Origin of the sequence: Gluconobacter wancherniae NBRC 103581, from assembly GCF_007988885.1 — a bacterium.
Taxonomy (GTDB): Bacteria; Pseudomonadota; Alphaproteobacteria; order Acetobacterales; family Acetobacteraceae; genus Gluconobacter; species Gluconobacter wancherniae.
On sequence record NZ_BJUZ01000004.1, the window covers coordinates 40,407 to 65,334 of the forward strand.

The 24,928-nt window shown below is 54.3% G+C and carries 18 protein-coding genes; 4 read left to right on the forward strand and 14 right to left on the reverse strand.

The window, feature by feature from the left end:
* Positions 1-7 precede the first annotated feature (7 nt).
* Complete coding sequence (locus tag GWA01_RS11855; protein WP_146798297.1) at positions 8-559, reverse strand: sugar dehydrogenase complex small subunit; 552 nt, start codon at positions 557-559, stop codon at positions 8-10.
* A 445-nt stretch (positions 560-1,004) separates the two neighbouring features.
* Between GWA01_RS11855 and GWA01_RS11860 the strand changes: the two genes are divergently transcribed.
* A complete protein-coding gene (locus GWA01_RS11860) occupies positions 1,005-3,485 on the forward strand; it encodes a phosphocholine-specific phospholipase C (protein ID WP_146798299.1) in 2,481 nt (826 codons plus the stop codon).
* A 175-nt stretch (positions 3,486-3,660) separates the two neighbouring features.
* Here GWA01_RS11860 and grxB read toward each other — a convergent pair whose 3' ends face one another.
* From grxB to GWA01_RS11905, 9 genes are all read right to left on the reverse strand, one after another.
* A complete protein-coding gene (gene grxB / locus GWA01_RS11865) occupies positions 3,661-4,308 on the reverse strand; it encodes a glutaredoxin 2 (protein ID WP_371858448.1) in 648 nt (215 codons plus the stop codon).
* A 58-nt stretch (positions 4,309-4,366) separates the two neighbouring features.
* On the reverse strand, positions 4,367-5,284 hold the full coding sequence (locus GWA01_RS11870) for a rhamnan synthesis F family protein (RefSeq protein WP_146798303.1): 918 nt from the start codon (positions 5,282-5,284) through the stop codon (positions 4,367-4,369).
* A gap of 51 nt (positions 5,285-5,335) precedes the next feature.
* Positions 5,336-7,510, reverse strand: coding sequence for a glucans biosynthesis glucosyltransferase MdoH (gene mdoH / locus GWA01_RS11875; RefSeq protein ID WP_146798305.1), 2,175 nt, complete (start codon positions 7,508-7,510; stop codon positions 5,336-5,338).
* Positions 7,486-9,048 (reverse strand): glucan biosynthesis protein, encoded by a 1,563-nt coding sequence (locus tag GWA01_RS11880; protein ID WP_146798307.1) that lies wholly within the window; start codon positions 9,046-9,048, stop codon positions 7,486-7,488. Before GWA01_RS11880 ends, mdoH begins: the two co-directional genes overlap by 25 nt.
* A gap of 157 nt (positions 9,049-9,205) precedes the next feature.
* The gene (bioD, locus tag GWA01_RS11885; protein ID WP_146798309.1) at positions 9,206-9,862 is read right to left on the reverse strand and encodes a dethiobiotin synthase; all 657 of its coding nucleotides are present in this window, start codon (positions 9,860-9,862) and stop codon (positions 9,206-9,208) included.
* Positions 9,859-10,638, reverse strand: a complete 780-nt coding sequence (locus GWA01_RS11890; protein WP_228118628.1) for a methyltransferase — start codon at positions 10,636-10,638, stop codon at positions 9,859-9,861. The genes bioD and GWA01_RS11890 overlap by 4 nt, the downstream gene beginning before the upstream one ends.
* Positions 10,625-11,251, reverse strand: coding sequence for an alpha/beta fold hydrolase (locus tag GWA01_RS11895; protein WP_146798311.1), 627 nt, complete (start codon positions 11,249-11,251; stop codon positions 10,625-10,627). The genes GWA01_RS11890 and GWA01_RS11895 overlap by 14 nt, the downstream gene beginning before the upstream one ends.
* Entirely contained in the window at positions 11,248-12,429 is a 1,182-nt protein-coding gene (locus GWA01_RS11900; protein ID WP_146798313.1) for an aminotransferase class I/II-fold pyridoxal phosphate-dependent enzyme, read from the reverse strand. The genes GWA01_RS11895 and GWA01_RS11900 overlap by 4 nt, the downstream gene beginning before the upstream one ends.
* A complete protein-coding gene (locus GWA01_RS11905; RefSeq protein ID WP_146798315.1) occupies positions 12,426-13,709 on the reverse strand; it encodes an adenosylmethionine--8-amino-7-oxononanoate transaminase in 1,284 nt (427 codons plus the stop codon). Before GWA01_RS11905 ends, GWA01_RS11900 begins: the two co-directional genes overlap by 4 nt.
* A 212-nt stretch (positions 13,710-13,921) precedes the next feature.
* Between GWA01_RS11905 and GWA01_RS11910 the strand changes: the two genes are divergently transcribed.
* Positions 13,922-14,131, forward strand: coding sequence for a hypothetical protein (locus GWA01_RS11910; protein WP_146798317.1), 210 nt, complete (start codon positions 13,922-13,924; stop codon positions 14,129-14,131).
* 4 nt (positions 14,132-14,135) lie between these two features.
* Here GWA01_RS11910 and GWA01_RS11915 read toward each other — a convergent pair whose 3' ends face one another.
* Positions 14,136-15,590 (reverse strand): protein adenylyltransferase SelO, encoded by a 1,455-nt coding sequence (locus GWA01_RS11915; protein ID WP_146798319.1) that lies wholly within the window; start codon positions 15,588-15,590, stop codon positions 14,136-14,138.
* 151 nt (positions 15,591-15,741) lie between these two features.
* Here GWA01_RS11915 and GWA01_RS11920 point away from each other — a divergent pair, with 151 nt between their 5' ends.
* Entirely contained in the window at positions 15,742-16,695 is a 954-nt protein-coding gene (locus tag GWA01_RS11920; RefSeq protein WP_228118627.1) for a cyclase family protein, read from the forward strand.
* A gap of 134 nt (positions 16,696-16,829) precedes the next feature.
* On the opposite strand, the gene GWA01_RS11925 is transcribed toward GWA01_RS11920, so the two are convergent.
* Both GWA01_RS11925 and GWA01_RS11930 read right to left on the reverse strand, forming a co-directional pair.
* Entirely contained in the window at positions 16,830-19,361 is a 2,532-nt protein-coding gene (locus GWA01_RS11925; RefSeq protein ID WP_146798321.1) for a TonB-dependent receptor plug domain-containing protein, read from the reverse strand.
* A gap of 310 nt (positions 19,362-19,671) precedes the next feature.
* Positions 19,672-20,430, reverse strand: a complete 759-nt coding sequence (locus GWA01_RS11930) for a class I SAM-dependent methyltransferase (RefSeq protein ID WP_146798323.1) — start codon at positions 20,428-20,430, stop codon at positions 19,672-19,674.
* A gap of 93 nt (positions 20,431-20,523) precedes the next feature.
* Here GWA01_RS11930 and GWA01_RS11935 point away from each other — a divergent pair, with 93 nt between their 5' ends.
* On the forward strand, positions 20,524-21,330 hold the full coding sequence (locus GWA01_RS11935) for a helix-turn-helix transcriptional regulator (protein WP_146798325.1): 807 nt from the start codon (positions 20,524-20,526) through the stop codon (positions 21,328-21,330).
* Positions 21,331-21,341: 11 nt separating this feature from the next.
* On the opposite strand, the gene metH is transcribed toward GWA01_RS11935, so the two are convergent.
* Positions 21,342-24,848 carry a methionine synthase gene (metH, locus tag GWA01_RS11940; protein WP_146798327.1) on the reverse strand — a complete coding sequence of 1,169 codons (3,507 nt, stop codon included), beginning with the start codon at positions 24,846-24,848 and terminating at the stop codon, positions 21,342-21,344.
* Positions 24,849-24,928: the final 80 nt, after the last annotated feature.

The window sequence follows — 24,928 nt, forward strand, 5'->3', positions numbered from 1 at the left end:
AATTTCCTTAAAATTCCGGCATCGCTTCGACTGCATTGGGCTGGGCTACCCAATAATTTGGTCCATCATGCGCATATGTCGGAATCACAACGACATCGCGAGATGGCTGATACATGAGCGCTTTTTCAAAGGCATACACCTTCGCCGTTGTTCCGCTCTCGACAACACCTGCGTACCAGGCTTTCACAACACTCAGCAGAACAGGGTGAAGGGGATTGCTCTGGATTGCCTCTTCTAGTGCTTCCACATTGGCATACCCGTTTTTGGACACAAGCTCACGCAAGCTCGCCATTTGGGACGGGAAAGAATTGTTTTGTGCTTCAAGCGCAAGAAGGAGTGCCGAGCCAATAGCCAGATCCAGGTTCTTGTGGCCTGTAGCAAACCGCGAAAACTCCATGAAATCGCTGACATTGCTGTGGTCGGATGTCACAATATCCTGTGCGTTGACGCTTTCTCTCGAAACGAGAGCTGCCGCTGCAAGCGAGGCACCGGACAAAGCCAGAAGACGTCTGCGGGAGAGAAAAACTGGAATGACGTTTGGGTCAGTTAAGTTTTTCAATGGCCGCGCTCCAGAAACGTAGAATCATTAAGTTCCCGCCCTTCATTTCGAAATTTTGTACAAAACAAAAATGACGATTTCTTGTTTAGGCTCACAATTATGTTATTAATTCAAATAATTAAGTAATAAGTAGTAGTTATATTTTATTGTATATATAAATGTTTTTTTACATAAATTCTTTGGCAATTAAATGTTATTTTTGGAAATAAAAATAATTCTCGATTGATAGTAAATGTAGAGTAGCAATGATAGGAACTGAGAATTTATTATGTTATTTATGCGTAATAAAAATTATGACGAGTAGGCGTAAGAAAACGATCATATTTCAATTGTGTTATTTTTTATGAGGAAAGGATATCTGTATGAATATCTATTGTGTTCATCACAATCGCTCGTGAACTTTTGAGCATAAGCTCGTATTTTTGGTCTCAGGCAAAATCGTAATATGTCTACCCGTAGAAATTTCTTGAAGTATGCTCTTTTCGGGGGCGCCTCTGTAGCGATTGAGGGCCTACCTGGTGCCATTCAGCGGGCTTATGCGATAGCCCCAGAACCCGGAACCACGTATCTGGACGCAGAACACATTGTCGTTCTCATGCAGGAGAACAGGTCGTTCGATCATATGTTCGGGACACTGGCGGGTGTTCGAGGCTTTAATGATCCCCGTGCCATTCGGCAGGAAAATGGCAGTTCCGTTTTCCTTCAGTCAAACAAAAGTGGTGAAACATATGCGCCATGGCGCCTGAATATTCACGACACAAAAGTAACATGGATGGGGTCTATCCCGCATTCTCGTGACAGTCAGGTAGATGCGTGGAATGAAGGTCATCATGACCGCTGGGTGGATGTGAAGCAGCCTCATCAGGAGGCTTATAAAAAATACCCTTTAACAATGGGATATTATACCAGAGAGGACTTACCTTTTTATTACGCTCTGGCAGATGCCTTTACAGTCTGTGATCAGAATTATTGCAGCGTTATGTCCAGCACGACACCTAACCGTCTGGTGTTCTGGACGGGAACGGTGCGCGATAAGCAAATTAACAATTCGAATGTCTACATGCGTAATCCAGAAATTCTCGAAGGCGGCATGACATGGACGACTTTCCCCGAGCGACTTGAAAAAGTAGGTGTTTCGTGGCGCTTCTATCAAAACGAAATCAGCCAGACGGGCGGACTTTCCAGCATCGAGCGGTCATGGCTTTCCAATTTTGGCTGCAACGTGCTCGAATATTTTGACCAGTTTAATGTAAGTTCGGGCGAAGGCTTTGAAGAGTGGATAAACGAACGCATAAAGGAATGCTCTAACCATATCAGCAAGCTGGAACGTTTGGAAATGCTTGTTGCAAGTACGCATGCCGAGCAGTTGATAGAAGCGAAGGCCTTGATGAAGGTCCTTTCCAGGCGTCAAAAAGCATCGAGAAAATTTGAGGATCTTACTTCAGACGAGCGTGCACTTTTTAAAAATGCCTTCGTAAGAAACAATAATGATCCTGATTATCGCACATTGGAACAAATCACCTTCTCCGATGATGTTAACGCAAAAAATATGAAAGCGCCAAAGGGCGACATTCTTTATCAGTTCCGTGAGGATGTGAAAGGAAATCGCTTACCGACAGTATCATGGTTGGCTGCGCCAGAACATTTCTCTGATCACCCGACTTCAGCATGGTATGGCGCATGGTATGTGTCGGAGGTCATGAATATCCTTACGGAAAATCCAGAAATCTGGAAGAAAACCATTTTCATTCTGACATATGATGAAAATGACGGATATTTTGATCATTGTGCATCTTTTGCTGCTCCAGACCCGGAGCGCCCAGAGACTGGTCGTTCATCTTCCAGTATTGGATCCGACGGTCTGGAATTTACGACCGCGCAAGACGAAATGAATCTCGGGGTTCCAGAACATCTGGCGCGGACAGGGCCCATAGGTCTCGGTTTCCGCGTACCCATGGTTATTGCTTCGCCTTGGAGTCGCGGAGGGTGGGTCAATTCCGAACTTTTTGACCATTCATCGACTCTTCGTTTCATCGAACATTTTGTTGAGAAAAAATTTGGGCATTCAGCACGCGAAACAAATATCTCTCCCTGGCGCCGTGCTATTTGCGGTGATCTGACGTCGTGTTTCCGCCCTTATGATGGACAAATGCCATCTCTCGATTTCCTGAATAGGAATGAACACCTTCGATCAATTGAGGATGCACGAAACCGTCCTTTGCCAGGAGGGTTCCATGCATTTTCTAATAATGAAATAATGCATCTACAATCGGAACCTGAGGCTCTTAGGCAAACGGTTCGCCAAGAAGCCGGAACACGGCCTGCATGTGCCATTCCGTATGAGCTTTATTGTGATGGAGGTTTGGTAAATGCCGCAGGAAATCTGCATCTTGAACTAAGAGCAGGTAAAGATATTCACGGCTCTCGTTCGAATGGAGCGCCGTTTAATATTTATAATTATCAAGCTTCAAGCCAAGGTTTGCAGGTTGGCACTTATGCCGTTGCAGCAGGCGACAGAATGACTGTTAACGTCCCCCTCACTCAATCTGAGAGTGGGCAATACGATGTTGTCGTGCAGGCTCCGAATGGTTTTTACAGAGCTTACAAAGGAAAAATAGAAGAAAATATTTTATTTTCCTCTATTCGAAATGAATTCAAAAACAATAAAGAGAATATTGTGCTTTGCTTGAAAAATTGTGGTAATGTAAAAATAACAATTCAATGCGAAGAAAATAATTCTAATTTTTTCAAAAGGGTTGTTTTGAGGCCCCATTCCTTAGTGGAATTGAAGCTGGATCTTAAGTCCAGTAATCGGTGGTATGATATTGTTTTAAAGAGCGAAGATCATCCGACACTGATGCATATTCTTGGTGGTCGCGTGGAAACAGGTTTCCCGAGCTCCACAGATCCAAAAATGGCAAGCTGAGCCTCTCCGGGAAAAGGCTTCGAGCGGGTCGCGAAGCCCGCTCGAGTAGGCCAATCGGTCTTCAACATCAAAGAGACCTAGCGACTTCACCATTCATCTCCTCAACGGACGCCGAAGAAATGGAATCATATAGAGCGCACTAAAACCAGTGGGTTTTTAGAACCCTCTACCTGCATCAGGCTGCGATATCGTCCAGCAGGGGGACGCCGGAGAGGATAGACATTTTCTGGCGGTACGCCTCGACGGTTTGCGGGTATTCAAGCCCTTTGATCAGCGACAGGCTGTGCAGCAAGGCGTAGAGGTGAATGTCATCGGTGGATAATGCTCCGTTGACGGCATCCGGGCTCTGGATAAGCTTTGCAAGTCCGGCAAGGTGAGTGTTCAGTTCGGCCGTCAGTTCCGGTGTTTGAGCGAAAAGAGTGGCGAACATACCCACCCCGTCTTCTTTCTTGCGGATGAAATAGGCACGCGACGATGTCGTGGCGAATTCAGGCAACGGAGCAGATGCTGCGCGTGGCAGGAACAACTTGTAGCAGGGGCCATTCGCGGCCTTGATCCACTCAGTGATCTCATTACGCGTCGCGCCGGTCAGAACGGGGGTGCCAAGTGCGTCGATATGGCTGACAATATCCATGCTCTCGCCCATGAAGCGGCCGTCTTCTTCAAGAATGGGAACCAGTTTCTTTCCGACCATGCGGATGGGTGTTTCCTCATCGTCATTAAGGAAAATTGCAAGTTCGAAGGGGATATTCTTCAGCCCGAAAATCATGCGCGCTTTTACGCAGAATGGGCAGTGATCGTAGACGTAGAGTTTGTGGGTCATAATCATGCCTTTCTTGAAAGTCTCTTATGTCAGTTATCAGGGGACTGTCCGCAGATTTTTATCTGAGACGCCTACGAGAGAGAAACTGCAGAAGATATCTGATAAAATTGCGAGGATCCTGAGCAGCTAAGGCACTCGTCAGCCTCTGTTGCCAGCCAATGATTGGCCCGGGCGAACGTGGGGGATTTTCCTTGAGATACTCTACAATCCATGCGGGCCTGAAGAATCTCTTATCTGGGATTGCGTTGCGCCAGTCCTTGACGCCGGGCGCGAGGAAAGGGTTATCGCGCAAAAGCTCGGTCTTGATGAACGGGACCCGGCCTGATTGCAGCACCGTGAGCCAATCCGTGTGCATGGGATTGGCTGTCAGAAGGCCGCCTAACGCCTTGCGTGCTGTCCAGCATGCAGCGGTTTTCAGGCCAGCAGAATCAAGTGCCACGCTTGTTCCGAATTCACCGTGGAGAATAATTTCGCCTTTGGACATTTCCATGAACGGCATACTGAAAATGCGCTGGATGGCGGGGTGAGTGAACGCATCACCCGTCATCACCAGAAACCATGACTGGAGATGGGGCATTGTCTCCTGCGAGCGCACCATTCCCCACGCATCATAACCCTCTGCGCGCATGGACTGCATGATGGGCTTAAGTGGGGTGATGGGGCCGAAAAGGCTGTCATTTGTAAACAGAATTTCGATTGCGTTTTGAACGCAGCCTTTTTCGATTAGGAACTGCCAGGCTGCGAAATCCAGGCCACCATTTTCGCGAGGGTAAAAATGGATAGGCAGCCCTTCAAGGCCCTCATGAAAATTTCTCAGGCCTTGGTCACCAAGGTTTGGATGGCCCGAGATACAGACATGCACCTCATACCCGCATGTAATGATCTCGCGTAGATAATGCCGGGTATGAGGTGCCAGACGGGGAACCGGATCATATTGGGCGAACAGGCAGATCCGTTTTCCGGCATGTGGCTTCATGTCTGTCGCCCTTTTTTCGAGAGTTGTTCTCCGGTCTGGCTGACTGCCCGTTCAGGATGGCAGGGAGGTGATCAGCGCAAGACCTTCTGAATTGCAAAGAACTGCCGCCTTTTCCTGACGTGTCAGTTTTTTGAGTGCACCTTCGACGTTTGAGCTTTCCTGCAGTTTCACGAGGCCTACGAGAAGATTGGCATCCACTGCCGAGCCGGGTTTGCGGGCGGCAGGTAGCGCGCTGCGATGAGCCTCCAGCAGGTCCGTATTCTGGCGGAGTGCTGAGAAGGCTTCTCCAGGTGGTTGGACAGGCTGATGCAAGGCCATATCCCGACGGCGCTCGTTCTCAGCAGCAAGCTTCAGGATAGCGGGTGGATTGGTCTCTTCTTCGATAAGCAGAAGGCCCATTCTGCGGAGCGTCATTCCCACGTCCCTGCTGGCTGTCAGCGCAGCCAGGGGGATGGCAAGCAGAAGCCCGAGCAGGACAGGAGACATCCAGAGGAACAGTGCATGGGAGACAGACCATGCTGCAACAGCCAGAAGGACACCAAAAACCGTATAGATCCAGTATCCGCGCGCCACTTCCTTTAGCGAAACGCGACCATCGTCACGGTTCTGGGCATTCCAGCCAGAGTCACGGCCCAGCAGGATGGAAATGACGCCCGAAGTCTGGATCAGCATGGCAATGGGTGCGATGAGGCCACCGATTATGGTTTCAAGAACAATCGAGATCGCCAGACGGATTGCACCTCCCGATCCCTTCAGGGCACCCCGGTCCACCAACATTGCGATAAACGCCAGACCTTTGGGTGCGAGGAGAATGGCCATTGTACCGATAAAGACAGATTTTGCCTGAACGGGATCAACGCGCGGCCAATGTGGGTAAAGCGTTCTGGTCGTTCCGAAATATTCCGGGTGGTAGAAATGTGACTGAAGAGAGATCAGGATGCCGCACAGAAGAAACAGCAGCCAGAGTGGTGACATCACATAAGAGCCGATGCCGATGAGCATGTGTGAACGGCTGACCCAATGCATGCCACGTGTGGACAGCAGTTTGGCGTGCTGAAGGTTTCCCTGACACCAGCGGCGATCGCGAATGGCGACATCCGTGAGGGAAGGGGGGCTCTCTTCATAGGAGCCGAACAGTCCGGGCACCATATGAATGGCCCAGCCGCCCCGGCGCATGAGAGCGGCCTCGACGAAATCGTGACTCAGAATATGGCCGCCGAAAGGAGGCTTTCCGGACAGGTGTGGCAGACCGGCCTGTTCGGCGAAGGCGCGGGTCCGAATGACTGCATTGTGTCCCCAGTAATTACCTTCGGAGCCATGCCACCAGGCAATTCCATGAGCAATTAGGGGGCCGTAAACACGTCCCGCGAACTGCTGCATACGCGCAAAGAGGGTTTTACCGCCCACAATGACCGGGAGTGTCTGGATCAGCCCAATGCCGTCATGCTTTTCCATCGCTGAAACGATGCGGACAATCAGGCCGCCATCCATGACGCTATCTGCGTCAAGCGTAAGCATCTGTTCGTAAGCCGCCCCGAACTGACGGACCCACTCGCCCAGGTTTCCAGCCTTGCGATCAACGTTTTTGGCACGACGTCGGTAGAAAATCCGCCCTGCTCCGCCAACTTCTTCACGGAATGCAAGATATGCGCGCTCTTCCTGAATCCACACATCCGGATCAGTGGTGTCTGAGAGCAGGAAGAAATCGAAGGCGTCAATCTGGCCTGTTGCGAGGATGCTGTCGTGGATGGCACGCAGGCCCACCATGACGCGCGTCGGGTCCTCGTTATAGGTCGGCATCAGCACTGCAGTGCGTGCCTGCAAGACGGGAAGCGGTCCCGCGCGGTGAATCCCCAGACCCAGACCGCCTCTGCGCAGCAGTGACACGAAGCCACCAAGGCTTGAGGCGAAAGACAGGGCAATCCACATGCCAAGAATGGCGAACAGGATCAGAACCACAATGCCCAGCGTCGAAACGCCAAGGGAATTGAAGACCTGATTGATTCTGTAAATGCCATAGGCTGTCAGCAGGATTGCCGTTCCGAACACAAACAGTCGCCGTGCCCAGAGATTGCGCGGCGTTGTTGGAAGCGGATTAAATGGGCGTCCATGCCGGTTCGGAGCGTGCCACAGGTCCTGAGGCTCCATTTTAAGCGGAGCATCAGGGGGGAGGAACGCAGCTTCGGCGGGAAAGGAGTCTGTTACGGAGTCCAATGATACATCCATTTTTCGGAAATCGGTCCCTGATCATTGGCAAGCTGGGCCTGAAGTTCGCACATTTTGGCATCGCCAGGAACGAATTCGAAGGTTGTACGCCAGCCGTTGATCTGTGGGTTTGGCTCTACCACCACATTCCGGATCGTACCGGGTGTAGATTGGGGTAGCAGATGGAAATGCGCGTCCTGCGGAACATTGTGGAACGGCTCTCCTGTGAAGTCGATCACAAAGAAACGAGCTTCCGGATGGTCCACAACAGCACCTACGCGTGTTGCGGCTACACGTGCCAGATGGGTAGGCCAGGGCGTGTCCCAACCCCAGTACATCCGATAGGTGAATGCGTATTCCTGCCCTTCCTTCAAGGGTTCCTTCGGGCGCCAGAAAGAAACAATGTTGTCATTGACCTCGTTGGGCGTTGGAATTTCAACGAGATCTACGGCTCCATCATTCCAGTTGCCGATAGGCTCGATCCACAGGGACGGGCGCTTTTCGTAATTGAGCGCGAGATCCTGATAGTCCTGAAACGACCGCTTGCGCTGCATGAGGCCGAAGCCTTGTGGGCTGCTGTCCGTAAAGGCAGAGAACTGGAGCAGCGTCGGATTGACGAGCGGGCGATAAAGCTGCTGGCCAGCGCCTGTCCAGATCTGGAGGGCTTCACTGTCATGCGCGGCAGGGCGCCAGTCGTCGACGTGATTGCGCTCGTTCGTGTCGAAATAGAACATGCCCGTGAGAGGGGCGATCCCGGCCTGCGTGATGGACTGGCGCGGAAAGAATGATGTCTGGACGTCAAACACCGTGGTATCGCCGGGGCGGATCGTGAAGCGGAATGCCCCCACGACGGACGGGCTATCCAGCAATGCATGAATGACGATTGAGTTTACGCCGGGCTCGGGCTTTTCCAGCCAGAACTCGCGGAAAAGGGCGAACTCCTCGCCCTTGCTGTCTCCCGTACCATTCGCGAAGCCGCGTGCGGACAGACCATAGTTTTGGCCCTTGGCAACAGCCCGGAAGTAGGAAGCTCCCAGGAACACGGCGCATTCTTCCATTACGCCCGGCGTGTTGATCGCATAGCGTAGGCGCAGGCCCGCGAAACCCAGATCATCAGTAACGCGCAGAACGGGGTTGCCGTAGGTAAAGAGGTCCGGATCATAGGGAACGGGAGTGGATTGACCGTTAACAACCTCGTTCATCCCGATCCGCGGCTTGTAAAGGAAGCCTCTGGGGAAAAACTCTACGTCAAAGGCCAGCTTGTCGTTATGCCAAAGGGCCTTGTCAGGGTTGTATGCGATGGATCGGAACTGGTCGAAATCCATATTGGCGATGGCCGAAGGCATATCCTGCGACGGGCCTGCATAGGACTTCTTTGAAAGAGCCTGCGCAATATTGCGGACAGTCTTGTCGTCGAATGGAACCGGCTTGGGCATGGGATTTGGCTGCGGGGTTTCAGGTTGGGCGGGAGCGGACTGGGCATGTGCCAGACTACCAGATGCTCCCAAAAGGGAGAGACCTGCTCCGACTTTCACCAAATCACGACGCAGAATGCTCATACTCTTACTCAAAATCCTGTTGGTCACCCTCTGATAGAAGGGGATGTAACAATAGCGATACGCCGGTTACCCAGTCTTGCGAAGGGCAATGGCGGAATGTTCTGTCCTATCACCGGGTGGGATATGGCCATTTCATGACATGGTGCCAAATCACACGTTATTGTGAAGGCTTGTCATCGAAAAACTTCGCGAAATCCGGAATTGAACGGGCGAAATCCGCAATGGTTTGCGGGGTTACATTTTCGAACCTCGGAACCTGAAAGAGAATTTGGGTCTTGCCGAATCTCGCAATGTCCCTGGCGTTTTTAACATTGGGCAAGCCGCTGAGAACGACACCCGCGATAGCAATATCTCGGCGACGGAGCGCTTCAAGGCTCAGAAGTGTATGGTTGATCGTCCCCAACCCGCTTCTGGCCACAAGTACGACCGGCAGATCCAGACGTTGAACCACATCAATCATCATGCTGTCAGGTGTCACAGGTACCATAAGGCCACCTGCGCCTTCAACGACGAAAGGGCCGTTTCCCGCTGGCATCTGAAGTTTCTCAACATCAATGACAGTGTTCTCGAGTTCGGCAGCCGCGAAAGGTGACAGGGGGGCCTGCAAGGCGCAAAGCGGTGCGACAACATGGTCGGGGGCGACATCGGCAAGGCGGGTTACAGTTGATGTGTCGCCTGTTTCCTCGGCGAGGCCGGTCTGAAAAGGTTTCCAGTACGTTGCATTCCACGCTTTCGTCAGGATCGCACTGACCAGCGTCTTGCCGATTTCGGTGTCTGTTCCCGTCACGAACACGCCTTTTGGGGTAACGCTCACGCGTGGTTCCTTTCGAAAAGGCCGAAGCCGATCTGGTAAGTCACACTGTCATTTTCTGCATCGAAGCGGCGCATTGCACGACGAAGTGCCGCTGCGCTGGCAGGTCTGCTGCCTTCTCTCGGCAGAGACGCGCCGATCTGTCGCATGCCTCGCAAAAAACCTGAAGCCTTTGCTACAGGATCTACAAGGGGCACGCTCTCCCAGAAGCCAATACCGTCCGTTGGCCACTCACCCCTTATCTGGTCAAGCGTAGGGTAGTCAGGAACTCCGCAGGGTGCGCGTTCGACGGCACACGCATCACGCCACTCTTGCAGGCTGCCCTGCAAGAGAGTGGCAACCATCAGCTTCCCGCCGGGCGCCAAAAGACTGCAAAGGCGTTCCAGACCCTTTTGGCGGTTTGAAAACCACTGGAGGCAAAGGCTGGAGGCAATCAGATCGAAGGGTGTCGTGAAATCCCGATCCGGATTTTCAGCATCCATGACCCGAAACTCGGACGCCACATCCGGCAGGCGAGCCCTGATACGTTCGATCATGCCGGGCGCCAGATCCGTGGCACAGAGATGTGCGGTCGGAAAATGCGTCGCCAGTCGGGTCGTCAGAAAACCTGTGCCACATCCGAACTCCAGGATGCTCCGAGGGGGCGTCTGAAAAGCAGAGCAAATGCGTTCAGCCAGCTGATCCGCACAGACACGTTGTATTTTCGCAGCGGCTTCGTAGCTTTCGGCAGCACCGAAACGGGCTGCAATACGGTGCTTGCGTTCTTCAATGCGTGGCATGCAGCGCTCTTTGGATAAAGGCTGCACAGCGTTCAGGTTGATTGAGGGGAAGAAGATGGCCGCCTTCAATCATTTCGCCAGAAGCTGAGTGCATCGCCCGGGCCGCACCGAAGGGATCATTCATGCCGGCTAACCAGTGTAACCTGTTTCCCCAACGCTCTGCTTCCGTGCGTCGGTCTTCGGTCAGAAGGGGGATCAGCCCGTCTGAAAGACGCTGGCTGTCTGGCGTGGCTGGCCAGGGTTCGGCAGTGCCGCATGTCGTCCGGAAATCTGTCAGCACTGTATCAGGAGCTCGGCGGACCTTTACGCGCATTCGCTCCAGGAAGCGGGTTGGTGTTCCTTCGGGAAAGTCCTGCCCTTCCACAAACCGTGCGAACCCGTTGAAAGACACTATTCCTGCGCATCCGGGCAGTTCCCGGCCAAGAAGGGAGAGCACGCCCGCAGAGTGCCCGACTGCCAGATAGGGCTCCTCTGGCAATGGCGGTGCGAACGGAGAACCGAAATAGCCACTATCCGAACAGATGAGCGACATTCCCGGGAGGAAAGGACGGATGCCCTCCCAGAAATGCTGGTCAAAACTCCAGCCATGAACACAGTACAGCGTTGAAATCATGTGGAGATTTCCTGTGTTAGGGTGATAATAGCTTCCGCGAGGGCTTCGATGTCCGTCGTTGTGTAGCGTGCATCAAGGGCCAGACGCAGACGGGCTGTGTTGGGTGGGACTGTGGGTGGGCGGATCGCGATGCTCAGGAAACCAGCCTCTTCGAGACCTTTTGAGATGGCGAGAGCACGTTTGGCATCGCCGATCAGAACCGGAACGATCTGCGTTGTTGAGCCAAGGGTTTCGAGTTTTCCATCCTGAAGAAGCGCTCTCAGATACTGGCTTTGATGTGACAGGTTTGTGCGCTCATCGTCCATTGTTGGTATCAAATCGAGCGCCGCATCAATTGCGCCAAGAACGGCGGGAGGAAGAGCTGTGCTGTAGATGAAGCCGGAAGCGTGATTGAGAAGATACTCACACATGGGGGCGGAACCCGCCACATAGGCTCCCATTCCGCCAAGCGCTTTGCTGCAGGTTCCCATAGCCAGATCGGCGAGACCTTCGCACAGGCCACCACCATGTGGCCCGAGTACGCCAGTCGCATGGGCTTCATCGACGTAAAGAAAAGCGTTGAAGCGATCTGTCAGAGCCCTCAATGCAGGGATGTCTGCGCGATCCCCGTCCATGGAGAACACGCTTTCCGTGACGATGATGCGCAGGCCGGTTTTATCAGCTTCGCGCATGAGAAGGTTTTCAAGATGGGCCAGATCGTTATGGCGAAACCTGATCTGGCGGATGCCTGCCGCAGCGCACCCATGATGCAGGCTGGCGTGGTTCAGGCGGTCTGAAAAAACCAGCGCCGGGCTTCCTGTCCGTGCAGTCGAGAGCGCGCAGAGGGCGGGGAGGACAGATGCGTTTGCCTGCCACCCTGTGGCGAAAAGAAGCGCGCTTTCGCAATTTTTGAGCGCGGCAATTTTTTTCTCCACCTGCTGGTGGATTTCCATCGTGCCGCTGACAAGCCTTGAAGCCCGTGCTCCTGTCCCGAACCGCAATGCCCAGTCAGCGGCCCGTTCCCGCAGGGCAGGATGATCAGCGAGCCCCAGATAATCGTTAGACGATGTGTCGAGCAGCCTTTTGCCGTCCCGCACGAGGAAGCGTCCATCGCGGGTCACCGCTGATAGAACGCGCCTTGTGCCGATGCGCTCACGTTCCTCAAGAACGGCCGAAAAATGGACGTCAAAGAGCGTCATGCGCGGGCTTTCAGAATATCCACGATAGCGCCCGTCAGGGTGGATAATTCCTCGGTCGTGATGGTGAAGGCCGGGGTGAGATAGACGATCCTGCGGAATGGGCGAACCCACGTGCCACGATCAACGAAAGCCCTGCGAAGCGCGTCTGCATCCTCGATCTTATCGAGCTCTACAACGCCGATAGCCCCCATGACACGCACATCCCGGACGCCGGGGATTGCCCGGCAGGGAGCGAGTTCACGGCGCAACTGATCTTCGATCGCGGCCACCTGTTCGAGCCGTGGTTCTTGTTCAAACAGGTCCAGAGAAGCATTGGCCACGGCACAGGCCAGTGGGTTGGCCATAAAAGTTGGACCATGCATCAGCGCCCGATCGGCGTCATCGGACAGGAATTTCTCGAAAACATGCCTGCGGGCGACTGTCGCGGCCAGTGCCATCGTCCCACCTGTGAGGGCCTTCGAAAGCGCCACGATATCGGGAACAATCCCGGCTTTCTCGCAGGCAAACATTGTGCCCGTGCGGCCGAACCCCGTGAAAATCTCATCTACGATCAGAAGAATGCCGTGGCGGTCACACAGGGCTCTCAGGGTCTGTAGCACTTCTGGAGCGTGGAAAAGCATTCCTCCCGCACCCTGTACCAGAGGTTCGGTAATGACCGCCGCAATCTCGCTCCCGCGTTCGGCAAGGAGAGCATCCAGATCTGCCGTGCTCTGCTCATCAAGCGGCAGATCGGCCAGGATCTGTTCGGGGAAAACACCTGCGAAAAGGGAGTGCATACCTTCTTCGGGATCACAAATGGACATCATGCCCAGCGTGTCACCGTGGTATCCACCGCGGAATGAGAGCATCCGGGTGCGGCCGTGGGTTCCGCTGTTGATATGGAATTGTACCGCCATCTTCAGGGCCACTTCCATCGCCACGGACCCGGAATCCGTGAAGAAGACGCGTTCCAGATCGCCGGGCAAAAGGGCCGCAAGGCGGGCCGCAAGTGTGCGTGCGGGAGCGTGGACCATGCCGCCAAACATCACATGGGGCATTGTCGCAGCCTGATGGATCAGGGCCTGCTGCAGATGGGGATGGTTGTAGCCATGACAGGCTGTCCACCATGCCGCAACGCCGTCCGTTAGTTCCCGGCCGTCTGCGAGTGTGATGCGGCTGCCCTGTGTCCGCGTGGCTTCGACAGGGAACGGTGCAGTTTGCATCTGCGAATACGGCAGCCACAGATGTGGCATGTCGGCAGCGTTTTTTTCTGGGGCGGTGGGGGAAATGGGATCGGCCATGCTTCGGGTTTTCACGCATGGGGAAGAGTGAGTCCAGACCCCGGCCTGAATGCCTGTCAGACGATGTCATGAAAAGGTCACGCCATTACTGGAAACGATATGGCATGTGCCCCGTTAGAGCACCACTCGTGTCGCCCTCCGGAAAAGCCGGAGGCGGACGCGAAAGTGCGTTCGACCGTTCTGGAACGGGTGTTTGTCGAGGTTTTAAGTCAATGCTGAGTTCAAAGGTCATTCATGTGGATGGCGTTTTCCTGGGCGCCGCAATTCTGCAAGAGGGTCTCAATACCCTGCGTTTTTATGCAGCACATGAGAGTGTGCGTGCGCTGCATAATGCCTGCCTGCCGAATCTGGCGGCCCTGCATACGCAGGTGCGCCGACTGTTCGACATGAGCCGCAGCCGGTTGATGCCACAGCCCGCCTGATCCGTCAGGTTCCACAAAATGTGTTTTGGATGCGCTCCTGCATGCTTGGGGGAGTATCCAGCCCATCATCCCTGTTCGAAAATGGGTCAGCAAGAGCTTCCACCAGCATGTGGAACGGGTTGAAGTCACCCTTCAGAGCTGCCTGTATCACGGCCTCGACCTGATGGTTCCGGGGAATGATACGAGGGTTGGCGGCATGCATCGCCTTGCGGCGCTCACTATCTGTCTGCTGTTCCCGCCCTGTACGCTCCTGCCAGTCTTTCAGCCAGCTCCTGATATCGTCGGCATCTGAGAAAAGCTCCACAAAGGGAGTGTCGTCATCGGCGCACGTGATGTCACTGAGTCTGCGAAACGTCAGTGTAAAATCAGATCCACTCTGGTGCATGACGGTTAGGAGGCGGCCAATCAGTGGGGCATCCTGTTCTTCAGATGTGAAAAATCCAAGTTTACGGCGCCACCCATCCAGATATGCAGCGCCGAAACTGTCATCGAAGCTCATCAGAGCCGTGCGGGCCAATGCGATCGCCTGTTCCCTGTCCTGATCCAGAAGCGGTAGCAATGCCTCCGCCAGGCGGCCGAGATTCCAGAGCGCCATGTCGGGCTGCTTCCCGTAAGCATAGCGTCCATTTTCATCAATGAAGCTAAAGACCTTGCCGGGGTCATATTCATCCAGAAAAGCGCACGGGCCGAAATCGATGGTCTCGCCTGAGATTGCCATGTTGTCCGTATTCATGACTCCGTGAACGAAGCCAACCAGCATCCATTTTGCCACCAGTTCCGCCTGCCGCGTGATGATAGCTTCAAGAAGTGCGAGATAGGAGTTCTGGGCGCCAGAAAGTTCAGGATAGAGACGCTCAATGACATGGTCCGCAAGGATTCGAACAGCATCCTGATCGCCCTGAGCCGCGAAATACTGAAACGTGCCAACGCGTACATGGCTTTGTGCGACACGGGCGATGATACCGCCGGGCATCGGCGTTTCGCGCATGACAGTTTCGCCGGTTGTCAGGGCTGCGAGCGCGCGTGTTGTGGGAATGTTCAGCGCGTGCATGGCTTCGCTGATTACATATTCCCGCAGAACGGGGCCAAGTGCTGCCCGCCCATCTCCACGTCGTGAAAAGGGGGTAGGGCCTGAGCCTTTAAGATGGATATCGCGCAGGATTCCCTCATGATCCCGGGCTTCGCCGATCAGCATGGCACGCCCATCGCCAAGAGACGGAACAAAATGGCCAAATTGATGTCCGGCGTAAGCCATCGCTACTGGGCCCAGACCGTCCGGCCTCGCACCGGTCGTGAGAAACGCAATGCCTGCATCAGAAGAGAGCCAGTCACTCTCCAGCCCAAGATCTGCGGCTAGGGGCTTGTTAAGCCTGATCAGCTCCGCCTTTCGCACTGGGCGAGGTGACAGACGCGCAAAGAAATTCTCAGGCAGTGTCGTGTAGTGTCCGGGCGTCAGCATGTGGTCTGGAGCTTTCTGGAAAGAGTGCGAGCGGCGCGCCTGTTCATAAGGGGCTGGCAGTGAGGGCGGTCAATGGCAGTGCGCGAGATGTGTTGATTGAAGTCCAGAACTCTCTGACGGCATAAAGGAGCCCAATACAGGGAGCATGGTGATGAATCTGGGACCGGGAAAATGGAGAAAACACGTAACGGTGCTGATGATGGTCGGTGCTCTGGGCAGTACGGGCGCGTCTGTGGCGTATGCAGATCCTGAAAATTTGTGGTCCGTGTATGATCAGGCGCTTGCCGGTGCGAAGTATATTGATCTGACGCACACCATCACTCCCGATATGCCTGTATGGACGGGTTTTGCGCCACCGGTGTTTCGCGCGGCAAAAGCTGATGCTTCTGTTCCACCCTTTGGCAACAAGGGGCAGATTTTTACCTATGCCCGCTCGGGCTTTGAGGCCACGCATTACGATCTGCCGACAGACCAGCTTGGCACGCAACTGGATCCACCAGCGCACTGGGCTCCCGAATATCCGGCAATTGACGAAATTCCTCCCACCTACTCGCTGCGCCCACTGGTTGTGATCCAGATGCAGGATCAGGTGGCGAAGGACAAAGGGCATCAGTTACAGGTCAGTGATATTGAGGCTTTCGAGGCCAAATATGGACGTATCCCTGAAGGTTCAGTCGTGTTTGTACGTTCTGACTGGTCCAGAAAATGGCCTGATCCATCTTTGACGCGCGAAGAGCGTTTTCCCGGTGTTTCTCTTGCGGCATTGCAGTTTCTGCACTTGCAGCGGCACATTCTGTTCCATGGGCACGAGCCGCTCGACACCGATGATACGCCTACTCTCGAAGGAGAGGAGTGGCTGATGCACCATGGTTATGCACAGGCAGAGGGGCTGGCCAATCTGGATCAGGTCAAGCCGACGGGCTGTCTGGTGTCGATCGGATTTGCGAAGTTCAAAGGGGGCACTGGTGGCTACGCACGGTATATCGCGGTCTGTCCACATGACTGGAAATACGGGGTCACGGCAGCCGAGACAGCAGGGCCACTTCCGCGCTCTCCGCATGTTTTGCATTGGGACCGGAAAGCAGGTGTACGTCTCAGAGAGTGATCAACCGACCGGGGCGGAGAGAATGATGATGGAACCAAGAGGTGCTTGCGGTGCCATGATCGTTCGAAATGGTCGAGTTGCTGATCCGCCGTCCTTAAAAAACCCCCTCTCTGTTAAGAGGGGGCTTCGGTAGATCAGAAGTTCGCGTTGATGCGACCGTAATAATAACCGCCAGCGATACCGATACCTGAAGAGTCGGTGTCGTAGATGTTGGAGCCGAGGTAGTTCAGGTCTTTTGGCAGCCTGCGGGGACGCTGGTTGAACACGTTGTTTGCGCCCACTGCGAAGTGCCAGTTGCTGTCCAGACGATAGCCAACCTCAATATCCGTCAGCCAGACCGGCGTGTTCTTGAACTGTCCCCAGGTGGTGTTTGAATATTGTAGCGCAGCAGGGGCCTGGTCCTGATAGGTCAGCATGGATGTGGTTTCGCCATAACGTGTTTGACGAAGGTTCACGTCCCAGTTCGCCTTGGTCCAGTAAGCATTCAGGATGATCTTGCTCCGCGGGGAGGTGGAGGTCAGATACGCGATGCTCTGGGCGTTGAGGTATGGTTGACCCTGCGAGTTATCGTTGATGTGGCCAACCCGCGTGCGGTTCAGGTTCAGTGCAAGCGTCGTTGTCAGAGTTCCATACTGATGCAGATGGAACATGTAATCAGACTGGATATCGAGGCCCTGTGTCCGTGTGCTTCCGACGTTCGCGAAGTAGTTGGCCGAGACGTCCGCATTTGTGATGCCGACTGGCAGAGTGGCGCCAGTCAGATCAATCGCGTTGAGTGCAGGTTGATCATAAACGGATGCCGCACCGGAAATACGATCGCGGATGTTGATCTGATACACGTCTGCGGAGATATGCCAGCCTTTGACAGGCTCAACGATGATACCGCCCTCAACGCTGGTTGAACGCTCTGGCTTCAGGTTCTGTGCGCCAAGGCTGCGGCCAGCAGCGCTTGTTGTGGAGAGCAGGCCGGAGGCGCCAGTCGGGGAAACATTGAGTGAGCTGAAATGCTCTTCTGCAAGGGTTGGAGCGCGGAAACCGTTGCTGATTGTGCCACGGACGGCGATCTTGCTGGTGATATCGTAGCGCGTGGAAACCTTGCCGTTTTCGGTGTTTCCTACGTCTGTGTAATGCTCAAAACGCCCTGCGAAGTCGAGATCCCAGTGCTTCAGAGGGTGGAAGTCCCCATCGAGATAACCGGCCCAGACATCACGTCCCCATTTTCCGGCGTTTTCCGGCATGAGGCCAGCATAACCCTGCGTACCACCGCTGGTGTAAGACGCTGGTTCGCCCGGCCAGATCTGATACGTCTCGAGGCGGTGTTCTGCACCCATGGCGAGCGTAACTGGCACAACATTGGCAATGTTGAAGCGGCGACGCATATCGAAGTTGTTGGTCCACTGAGCCATGCGATAGGATTCAGCGCGTACTGTGGTCGGGCTGAAGCCTGTGCTGCTGATCATGGAAGGGTTTGCAGTGTTCTTGTTGCCGACATCGGCTTCATCCGCACCATAAGTTGTGCTGAGGTCCCATGAAAAACCGAAGAGATTGTCGCCTTTGATCCCGAGCATTGCCGAGTAATCGTTCTCTTCCATCGTCTCCAGCGGGGAGAAACCATATGGATAAAGCGACGGAGCGACCGAAGGCAGGCGATAGTTTTCATATGCCTCGGAATGACGATGTGCATATGTGATGAGGCCGTACCCGGTGATGCCCTCGGTCAGGGTCTTACCAAACTCGATACTCAGGTTTTCACGGGTTTCTTCAGGCGTGCTGATGACCTTGTTGGAATTGTGCGGGATGGTGTAACCGCCATATTCAGCATTTCCTGGAACCGTACGTACGTCTGTCGTGTTCGGGACCATGTGGTCCGTGTGGTACATTTGACCACTCATGTGGACGTAGCCGTCTCCACTGAAGCCAAATCCACCATCGACGCCCAGCTGATACTGCCAGCCATCACCGTTATAGGCATTTGCGCCCGTCTGGGCCGTCATATTCAGGCCATGCGGGGTCTTTTTGAGAATGATGTTGACCACGCCTGCAATGGCGTCAGAGCCATACATGGCGGCGGCGCCGTCTCGAAGAATTTCAATGTGATCAATGGCACCAGCCGGGATCATGTTTAGATCGACAGGGGTCGAGCCCTGCTGCGGACCGGCATCGGCATAGATGTTTGCTGTCGTATGGCGTCGTTTACCATCCACGAGTACGAGAACCTCGTTCGGGTTCAGGCCGCGCATACGGATGGATGACGTAAGAGCGCCAGCATCTGCGCCCATGGCATTGACCGAAATGGACGGATCGGTGCGCACGATGGCGTCTGCGAGGTTCATCTGGCCAGAATGACGAAGCGTTGCGGCAGAGAGCACGCTGATCGGGCTTGTGGAATCGCGGGCGCGACGATTGAAGGCGTGCGTACCAGTAACAATCATCTGCTCGTTACTGTCGGTCTGGCGACCGTCAACGGAGCGGGGAGCTGTATGCTTGGGGGGGAGCGATGCGCGTGCTGTTGTGTGAGCCGTCTGAGCGACCGACTTTTTCGCGGCTTTCTTGGAGCTATGTGTTGCGGGTGTCGTGGTGGCTGCCTTGGCAGCAGTGATGATGTTGGGGGCTCCGAGCTGCAGGGCGATAATGCTGGTAGCGAGGAGGGTCGGCTTTAGGCGCATGAGGTTAGCTCTCCCGGTGGATGCTTTGTTGCTCCATCATTACAAAGTAGTAGGGTGAGAACGTATAATGTTCCAGCATCGGAATATTACAAAGAGTTTCTAGAATTTTGATCGATTCATAATTTCAAATATGATTGTAATTTATAGAAAGAAAATAAATAAAAAACATAATAAAATTTCCAGAAAGCATTTTATGTAAAATCTAAAAATAAAAATTTGAAAATTGAATAAAAACAGAATGATATGATTATTATGTAATTTTCAGCCATCAAAATCATTCTGATATAATTACGAAATTACATTTTTGATGTTACTCCAGTATAAAAGATGATACCTTCAAATTAAAGTCTCCATTATCTTTTATACTGAAATAATTCTGAATAAATTCAGGTGATTTTTTCTGTATCTCATGAATAATATCTTTCCTTCGATTTGGAGTTTTTGATCTCGATGTCCACGAAGAAAACTCCATTTGTAAGATGTGATGTTTAATCCCTGAAAAACTGAATCCTGTGCGCTCCAGGGCGGATACCCATTCATGCACGCTGTAATCGCGGACATGGGACAGGTCTCTCAGGAGTTCGATCGTTTGTAGCCAGCTGTCTGCAAGAGTGTTGGCTGGGGCTGTGACATCCACAAAAATGGCTGGATGATCCGGCTTCAGAACGCGGCGGGCTTCGCGCAGACCTGCCTCCAGATCGAGCCAGTGATGGGCGGTGAACCTGCAGAGAACGGCATCAAAACTGGCGGTGGGAAAGGGAAGCTTTTCGGCTGCTGCCTGACAGGTTGTAATGTTCCGCAGGCCTCGTTTTTGCGCTTCTACATGGACAGCATCCAGCATGGTTTGTGTGATGTCACAAGCGACAACACCCCTTACCAATGGCGCTGCGCGATAGCTGACATGGCCGCCCCCGCAGCCAAGATCCAGAACCGTTCCTAATCCCCGTCCGGCGATATGATGTTCGATCAGGTCGAGATCTATGCCGCTGCTGTGGACGGTGCTCTGGACGTAATCGTTAGCAAGTGGGCCATAGTGCTGTGATGCATAGGTCTGGGTATCTGTAGACATTGGTGTGCTCCGCTGAGGAAATCTGGAGGCACGGTGATGCGAAAAGAAAACGCGTATAAGATCTAATTTTATACTGGTATAATTAATGCCATTATGACCGTTCCTTCTGACTCCCGTCGCGCATTCGGCGCTTTCCTGCGCGCTCGCCGTGAAGCAATGACACCAGCGGAGGCGGGACTTTATCCGATGCCAGGTCGACGTCGGACGGCCGGGCTCAGGCGTGAGGAAGCTGCGCAGCTCTGCGGGATAAGCACGACATGGTATACGTGGCTGGAGCAGGGCCGGGACGTCTCCTGTTCCAGCGCAACGCTTTCACGGATGGCAGGCGCCCTGCGTCTTTCCGCGGCTGAACGTGCGTATCTGTTTGAGCTTGTCTGCCAGAAAGATCCGCAGACCATATCTCCAGTGTCGGACGTCGCTCCTGCTTCATTGTTGGCGTTGCCTTCTCTCGTGCAGAGCCCGGCATATGTCATGGACGCGCTGTGGCACGTTCGTGCTGCCAATGTCGCGGCTGTCAGGCTTTTTGGATCATGGATTGGAGAGAGCGGTGCCAATTTGCTGCATTATGTTTTCCTGGATCCTGCAGCGCGTCATTTTTTGCATAACTGGGCGGATAGCGCGCAGCGGGTAGTCGCCGAATTCCGTGCGGACAGTGCGCATATTCCCAATGAGAGAAACCTAGGTGGGTTCGTGAGTTCCCTCAGAGGGGCCAGTCCGGATTTTTCCAGAATATGGGATACTCAGACCGTAATGCCGAAAGAGGGTGGCGCGCGCTGCTTTCATCACTTTCAGGATGGGGTTCAGCATTTTGAGCAGATCACGCTGATTTCCGAGATCTCTACTGAGTACCGGTTGGTCACGCTCGTTGCGGCACAGGAAAACCCGGCCGCAACTGTCTGAAATCCAGCTATTCAGACCGTGAAGTACTTTGCACGAGGGTTAAGAATTACCAGTGCGGAAGTCGATTGTTCCGGGTGGAGCTGATAGCCGTCCGAAAGTGAGACGCCGATGCGTTCGGCGCCGAGGAGGCGCAGGATTGGCTCCTGATCTTCAAGGCGTGGGCAGGCAGGGTAGCCGAACGAATAGCGCGAACCCCGATAGGACTGGCTCAGCATTTTTTCCATGTCACGGTCGTCTTCCGCAGCATAGCCAAGTTCGGCACGAATACGCTTGTGCGTATATTCCGCCATGGCTTCCGCCATTTCGACGGAAAGCCCATGGAGATACAGATAGTCCTGATAGCGGTTCTCTTCGAACCACTCCCGGGCAAGGTCTGATGCTTTTTGTCCGACGGTGACAATTTGCAGACCTACAACATCTCGCACATCATCATTAATGTCGCGTACGAAATCGGCGATGCATTCGCCGTCTTCCTTTGGTTGGCGTGGAAGCGTGAAACGTGCGGCCTCGGTTGTTCCGTCTTCTTCGAAAAGCACGAGGTCATTTCCGTCACCTGCGGCTTTCCAGTAGCCGTAGAGTGCCTGAGGGCGAAGAATATCCTGCTCTGCGTTCAGGGCCAGCATACGCTTCAGAACAGGCCGAAGCTCTGTCTTTGCGTATTCCATGAATTCTTCCAAAGAGCGCCCCTGTTTCCGGAAGCCCCACTGGAACTGATATAGAGAACGTTCGTTCAGAAATGGCAGTACGGCGTTGGGAACTGATTCCACAAGGCGCGGCCCCCAAAAAGGCGGCGTCGGGGGTGTGATGGTGCCGGCGATACGTGCCCGGCGTTCCCGTGCTGCTGCTGGATCAATCGACTCGAACCCGCGTGTTTCAGCAATTTCGGGCGCACGCGCATTCTTGCGTCCCGATTTTCCTGCGCGTTTTGTCTGGATCGCTGTCAGGTACTCATCGAAGCCCTGATGCGCTACCTTGTCCATCAGGGACAACCCATCGAACGCGTCTCGGGCATAGGCCACGCGCCCCGGTTCCCCACCCCCATAGGCGCGCGCGCACTCCTCCTCGACATAATTTCTTGTGAGTGCTGCGCCGCCAAGAATAACGGGAAGGTCGATGCCCTGCCGCTTCATCTCTTCAAGGTTTTCGCGCATGATGACGGTGGATTTTACCAGAAGGCCCGACATGCCGATGGCATGTGCGTTATGCTCTTTGGCAGCGGCGATCATGTCAGCCAGAGGCACCTTGATGCCAAGATTGATGACCTGATAGCCGTTATTCGTCAGGATGATATCGACAAGATTTTTGCCAATATCATGGACGTCGCCTTTGACGGTCGCAAGCACCATGGTGCCGCGATGTTGGCCTTCCACGCGCTCCATGTGCGGTTCCAGCCAGGCCACGGCAGTCTTCATCGTTTCGGCGGACTGAAGGACAAACGGAAGCTGCATCTTGCCCGAGCCAAAGAGTTCTCCCACCACCTTCATGCCGTCCAGCAGGACGTTGTTGATGATGTCTAGAGCGGTCATTTCTTTCATGGCCGCTTCGAGATCTTCTTCGATCCCCTTGCGCTCGCCATCTACGATCCGTTCTTTGAGGCGCTCTGCCGGGGTTTCGGCGCGACGCTTCTTGACGGCGTCTGCAGCCTTGCGTCCGGCAAAAAGCTCTAGAAGTTTCTGGAGAGGGTCATAATCCGGCGTGCGGCGGTCGTAGATCAGGTCTTCCGCAACCTTCACTTCTTCCGCAGCAATTAGATGCAGTGGTCGGATCTTCGAGACGTGGACGATGGCGCCTGTCATGCCTGCCTTAACGGCGTGGTCCAGAAATACCGAGTTCAGAACGGCGCGTGCTGCTGGATTGAGGCCGAAGGAGATGTTTGAAAGGCCGAGAATAATCTGGATATCGGGAAATTTCTCCCGGATCAGGCGAATGCCTTCAAGGGTCCATGCTCCCAGCTTTCGGTCATCTTCCATGCCTGTGGCGATGGTGAAGGTCAGCGGGTCGATCATCAGATCGGACTGGGGCAGACCGTACTGGTTGCAAGCGAAATCTACCAGACGCTCCGCAATCCGTAGTTTGTCCTCCGGCATTTTGGCCATGCCGACTTCGTCGATGGTGAGCGCGATCATGGCCGCACCAAATTTTTTGGCCAGCTTCATGCGGTCGTGGGCGTGCTGTTCACCGTCCTCGAAATTGATCGAGTTGATGATGGGCTTACCGCCGTGCAGCTTCAGCGCTGCTTCAATGACCGGGGTTTCGGTGGAATCGATCACCAGTGGGGCGTTTACCGATGAGGTGAAGCGCGTGATCACTTCGCTCATTTCTGCGACTTCGTCACGCCCAACGAAAGCCGTGCAGACATCGAGGGAGTTCGAGCCTTCGGCGGCCTGTTCGCGCCCGACTGCAACGCACCCATCCCAGTCACCCGCTTCTTGAAGCTCACGCCACTTTTTCGAGCCATTGGCGTTGCAACGCTCGCCAATGGAGAAATAGCTATTTTCCTGTCGCAAGGGGGTCTGGCTGTAGAGGCTGGATACGGAAGGAATCCAGACAGGTTTGCGTGAGACCGGTGCGGGACGAAGTCTGGCCCCTCCACGGCGGCGCAGCATGGCGTCCAGTCCCTGAATATGCGGCGTGGAAGTGCCGCAGCAGCCGCCGATCAGGTTTAGCCCATCTTCAATGATGAAACGCTCCATCCAGACGGCCATCTCATCCGGACTGAGCGGGTAGAAAGTCGAGCCGTCCACGAGTTCTGGCAGGCCGGCATTGGGCTGAATCGAGATCAGGCCAGGCCAGTTCTCAGACAACCAGCGCACGTGCTCCGCCATTTCCTGAGGGCCTGTCGCACAGTTGAGGCCTAGCGAGGGGACATCAAGGGCATGAATTGCAGTGGCTGCGGCAGCAATGTCAGGGCCGACAAGGAGCGTGCCGGTTGTTTCGACGGTGACCTGAACGAAGATCGGTGCATCCGATCCCAGCTCGATCCGCGCCAGTTTGGCTGCGTTGACAGCAGCTTTGATCTGGAGGGTATCCTGACATGTCTCGATCAGAAAACCGTCCACGCCGCCGTCAATCAGGCCACGGCACTGTTCGGTTATTGCGGCTTCGAGGGTATCGTAATCCACGTTGCCGAGCGTTGGCAGTTTCGTGCCCGGTCCGATCGAACCCATGACGTAACGGTGGCGGTCATCAGAGAAGGTTTCTGCGGCTTCGCGGGCAAGGCCTGCGGCAATGCGGTTGATCTCGCGGGTACGGTCCTGGAGATCAAATTCAGCAAGCGTCAGGATCGAGCCGCCAAATGTGTTTGTCTCCACCATGTCTGCGCCAGCTTCGAAGTAACCGCGATGAATTTCGCGGACGAGCTCAGGCCGTGAAAGGTTCAGGATTTCGGTGCAGTTTTCCTGGCCCCAGTAGTCCCGTTCGACTTCAAGATCGAGCATCTGGACGCGCGATCCCATACCGCCGTCACACAGCAGGACCTGATCGGAGAGAGCATCAAGCAGATGGGGGCGTGAAGACATGGGGCAGGGTTCTCGGGAGAAAAGCAGCGGGAAAACAGGACGGCCACAGCCAGAACGGCGCATGATGTCGGACACATACT

Excerpts from the sequence above, each read along its gene's own strand:
- GWA01_RS11900 (WP_146798313.1), bottom strand. The coding sequence starts at position 12,429 with ATGACGCTCTTTGACGTCCATTTTTCGGCCGTTCTTGAGGAACGTGAG.
- GWA01_RS11930 (WP_146798323.1), bottom strand. The coding sequence starts at position 20,430 with ATGTCTACAGATACCCAGACCTATGCATCACAGCACTATGGCCCACTT.
- GWA01_RS11915 (WP_146798319.1), bottom strand. The coding sequence starts at position 15,590 with ATGCTGACGCCCGGACACTACACGACACTGCCTGAGAATTTCTTTGCG.
- GWA01_RS11895 (WP_146798311.1), bottom strand. The coding sequence starts at position 11,251 with ATGATTTCAACGCTGTACTGTGTTCATGGCTGGAGTTTTGACCAGCAT.
- GWA01_RS11860 (WP_146798299.1), top strand. The coding sequence starts at position 1,005 with ATGTCTACCCGTAGAAATTTCTTGAAGTATGCTCTTTTCGGGGGCGCC.
- GWA01_RS11890 (WP_228118628.1), bottom strand. The coding sequence starts at position 10,638 with ATGCCACGCATTGAAGAACGCAAGCACCGTATTGCAGCCCGTTTCGGT.
- GWA01_RS11905 (WP_146798315.1), bottom strand. The coding sequence starts at position 13,709 with ATGGCCGATCCCATTTCCCCCACCGCCCCAGAAAAAAACGCTGCCGAC.
- GWA01_RS11935 (WP_146798325.1), top strand. The coding sequence starts at position 20,524 with ATGACCGTTCCTTCTGACTCCCGTCGCGCATTCGGCGCTTTCCTGCGC.
- GWA01_RS11925 (WP_146798321.1), bottom strand. The coding sequence starts at position 19,361 with ATGCGCCTAAAGCCGACCCTCCTCGCTACCAGCATTATCGCCCTGCAG.
- metH (WP_146798327.1), bottom strand. The coding sequence starts at position 24,848 with ATGTCTTCACGCCCCCATCTGCTTGATGCTCTCTCCGATCAGGTCCTG.
- GWA01_RS11870 (WP_146798303.1), bottom strand. The coding sequence starts at position 5,284 with ATGAAGCCACATGCCGGAAAACGGATCTGCCTGTTCGCCCAATATGAT.
- grxB (WP_371858448.1), bottom strand. The coding sequence starts at position 4,308 with ATGACCCACAAACTCTACGTCTACGATCACTGCCCATTCTGCGTAAAA.
- GWA01_RS11880 (WP_146798307.1), bottom strand. The coding sequence starts at position 9,048 with ATGAGCATTCTGCGTCGTGATTTGGTGAAAGTCGGAGCAGGTCTCTCC.
- GWA01_RS11910 (WP_146798317.1), top strand. The coding sequence starts at position 13,922 with ATGCTGAGTTCAAAGGTCATTCATGTGGATGGCGTTTTCCTGGGCGCC.
- mdoH (WP_146798305.1), bottom strand. The coding sequence starts at position 7,510 with ATGGATGTATCATTGGACTCCGTAACAGACTCCTTTCCCGCCGAAGCT.
- GWA01_RS11920 (WP_228118627.1), top strand. The coding sequence starts at position 15,742 with ATGAATCTGGGACCGGGAAAATGGAGAAAACACGTAACGGTGCTGATG.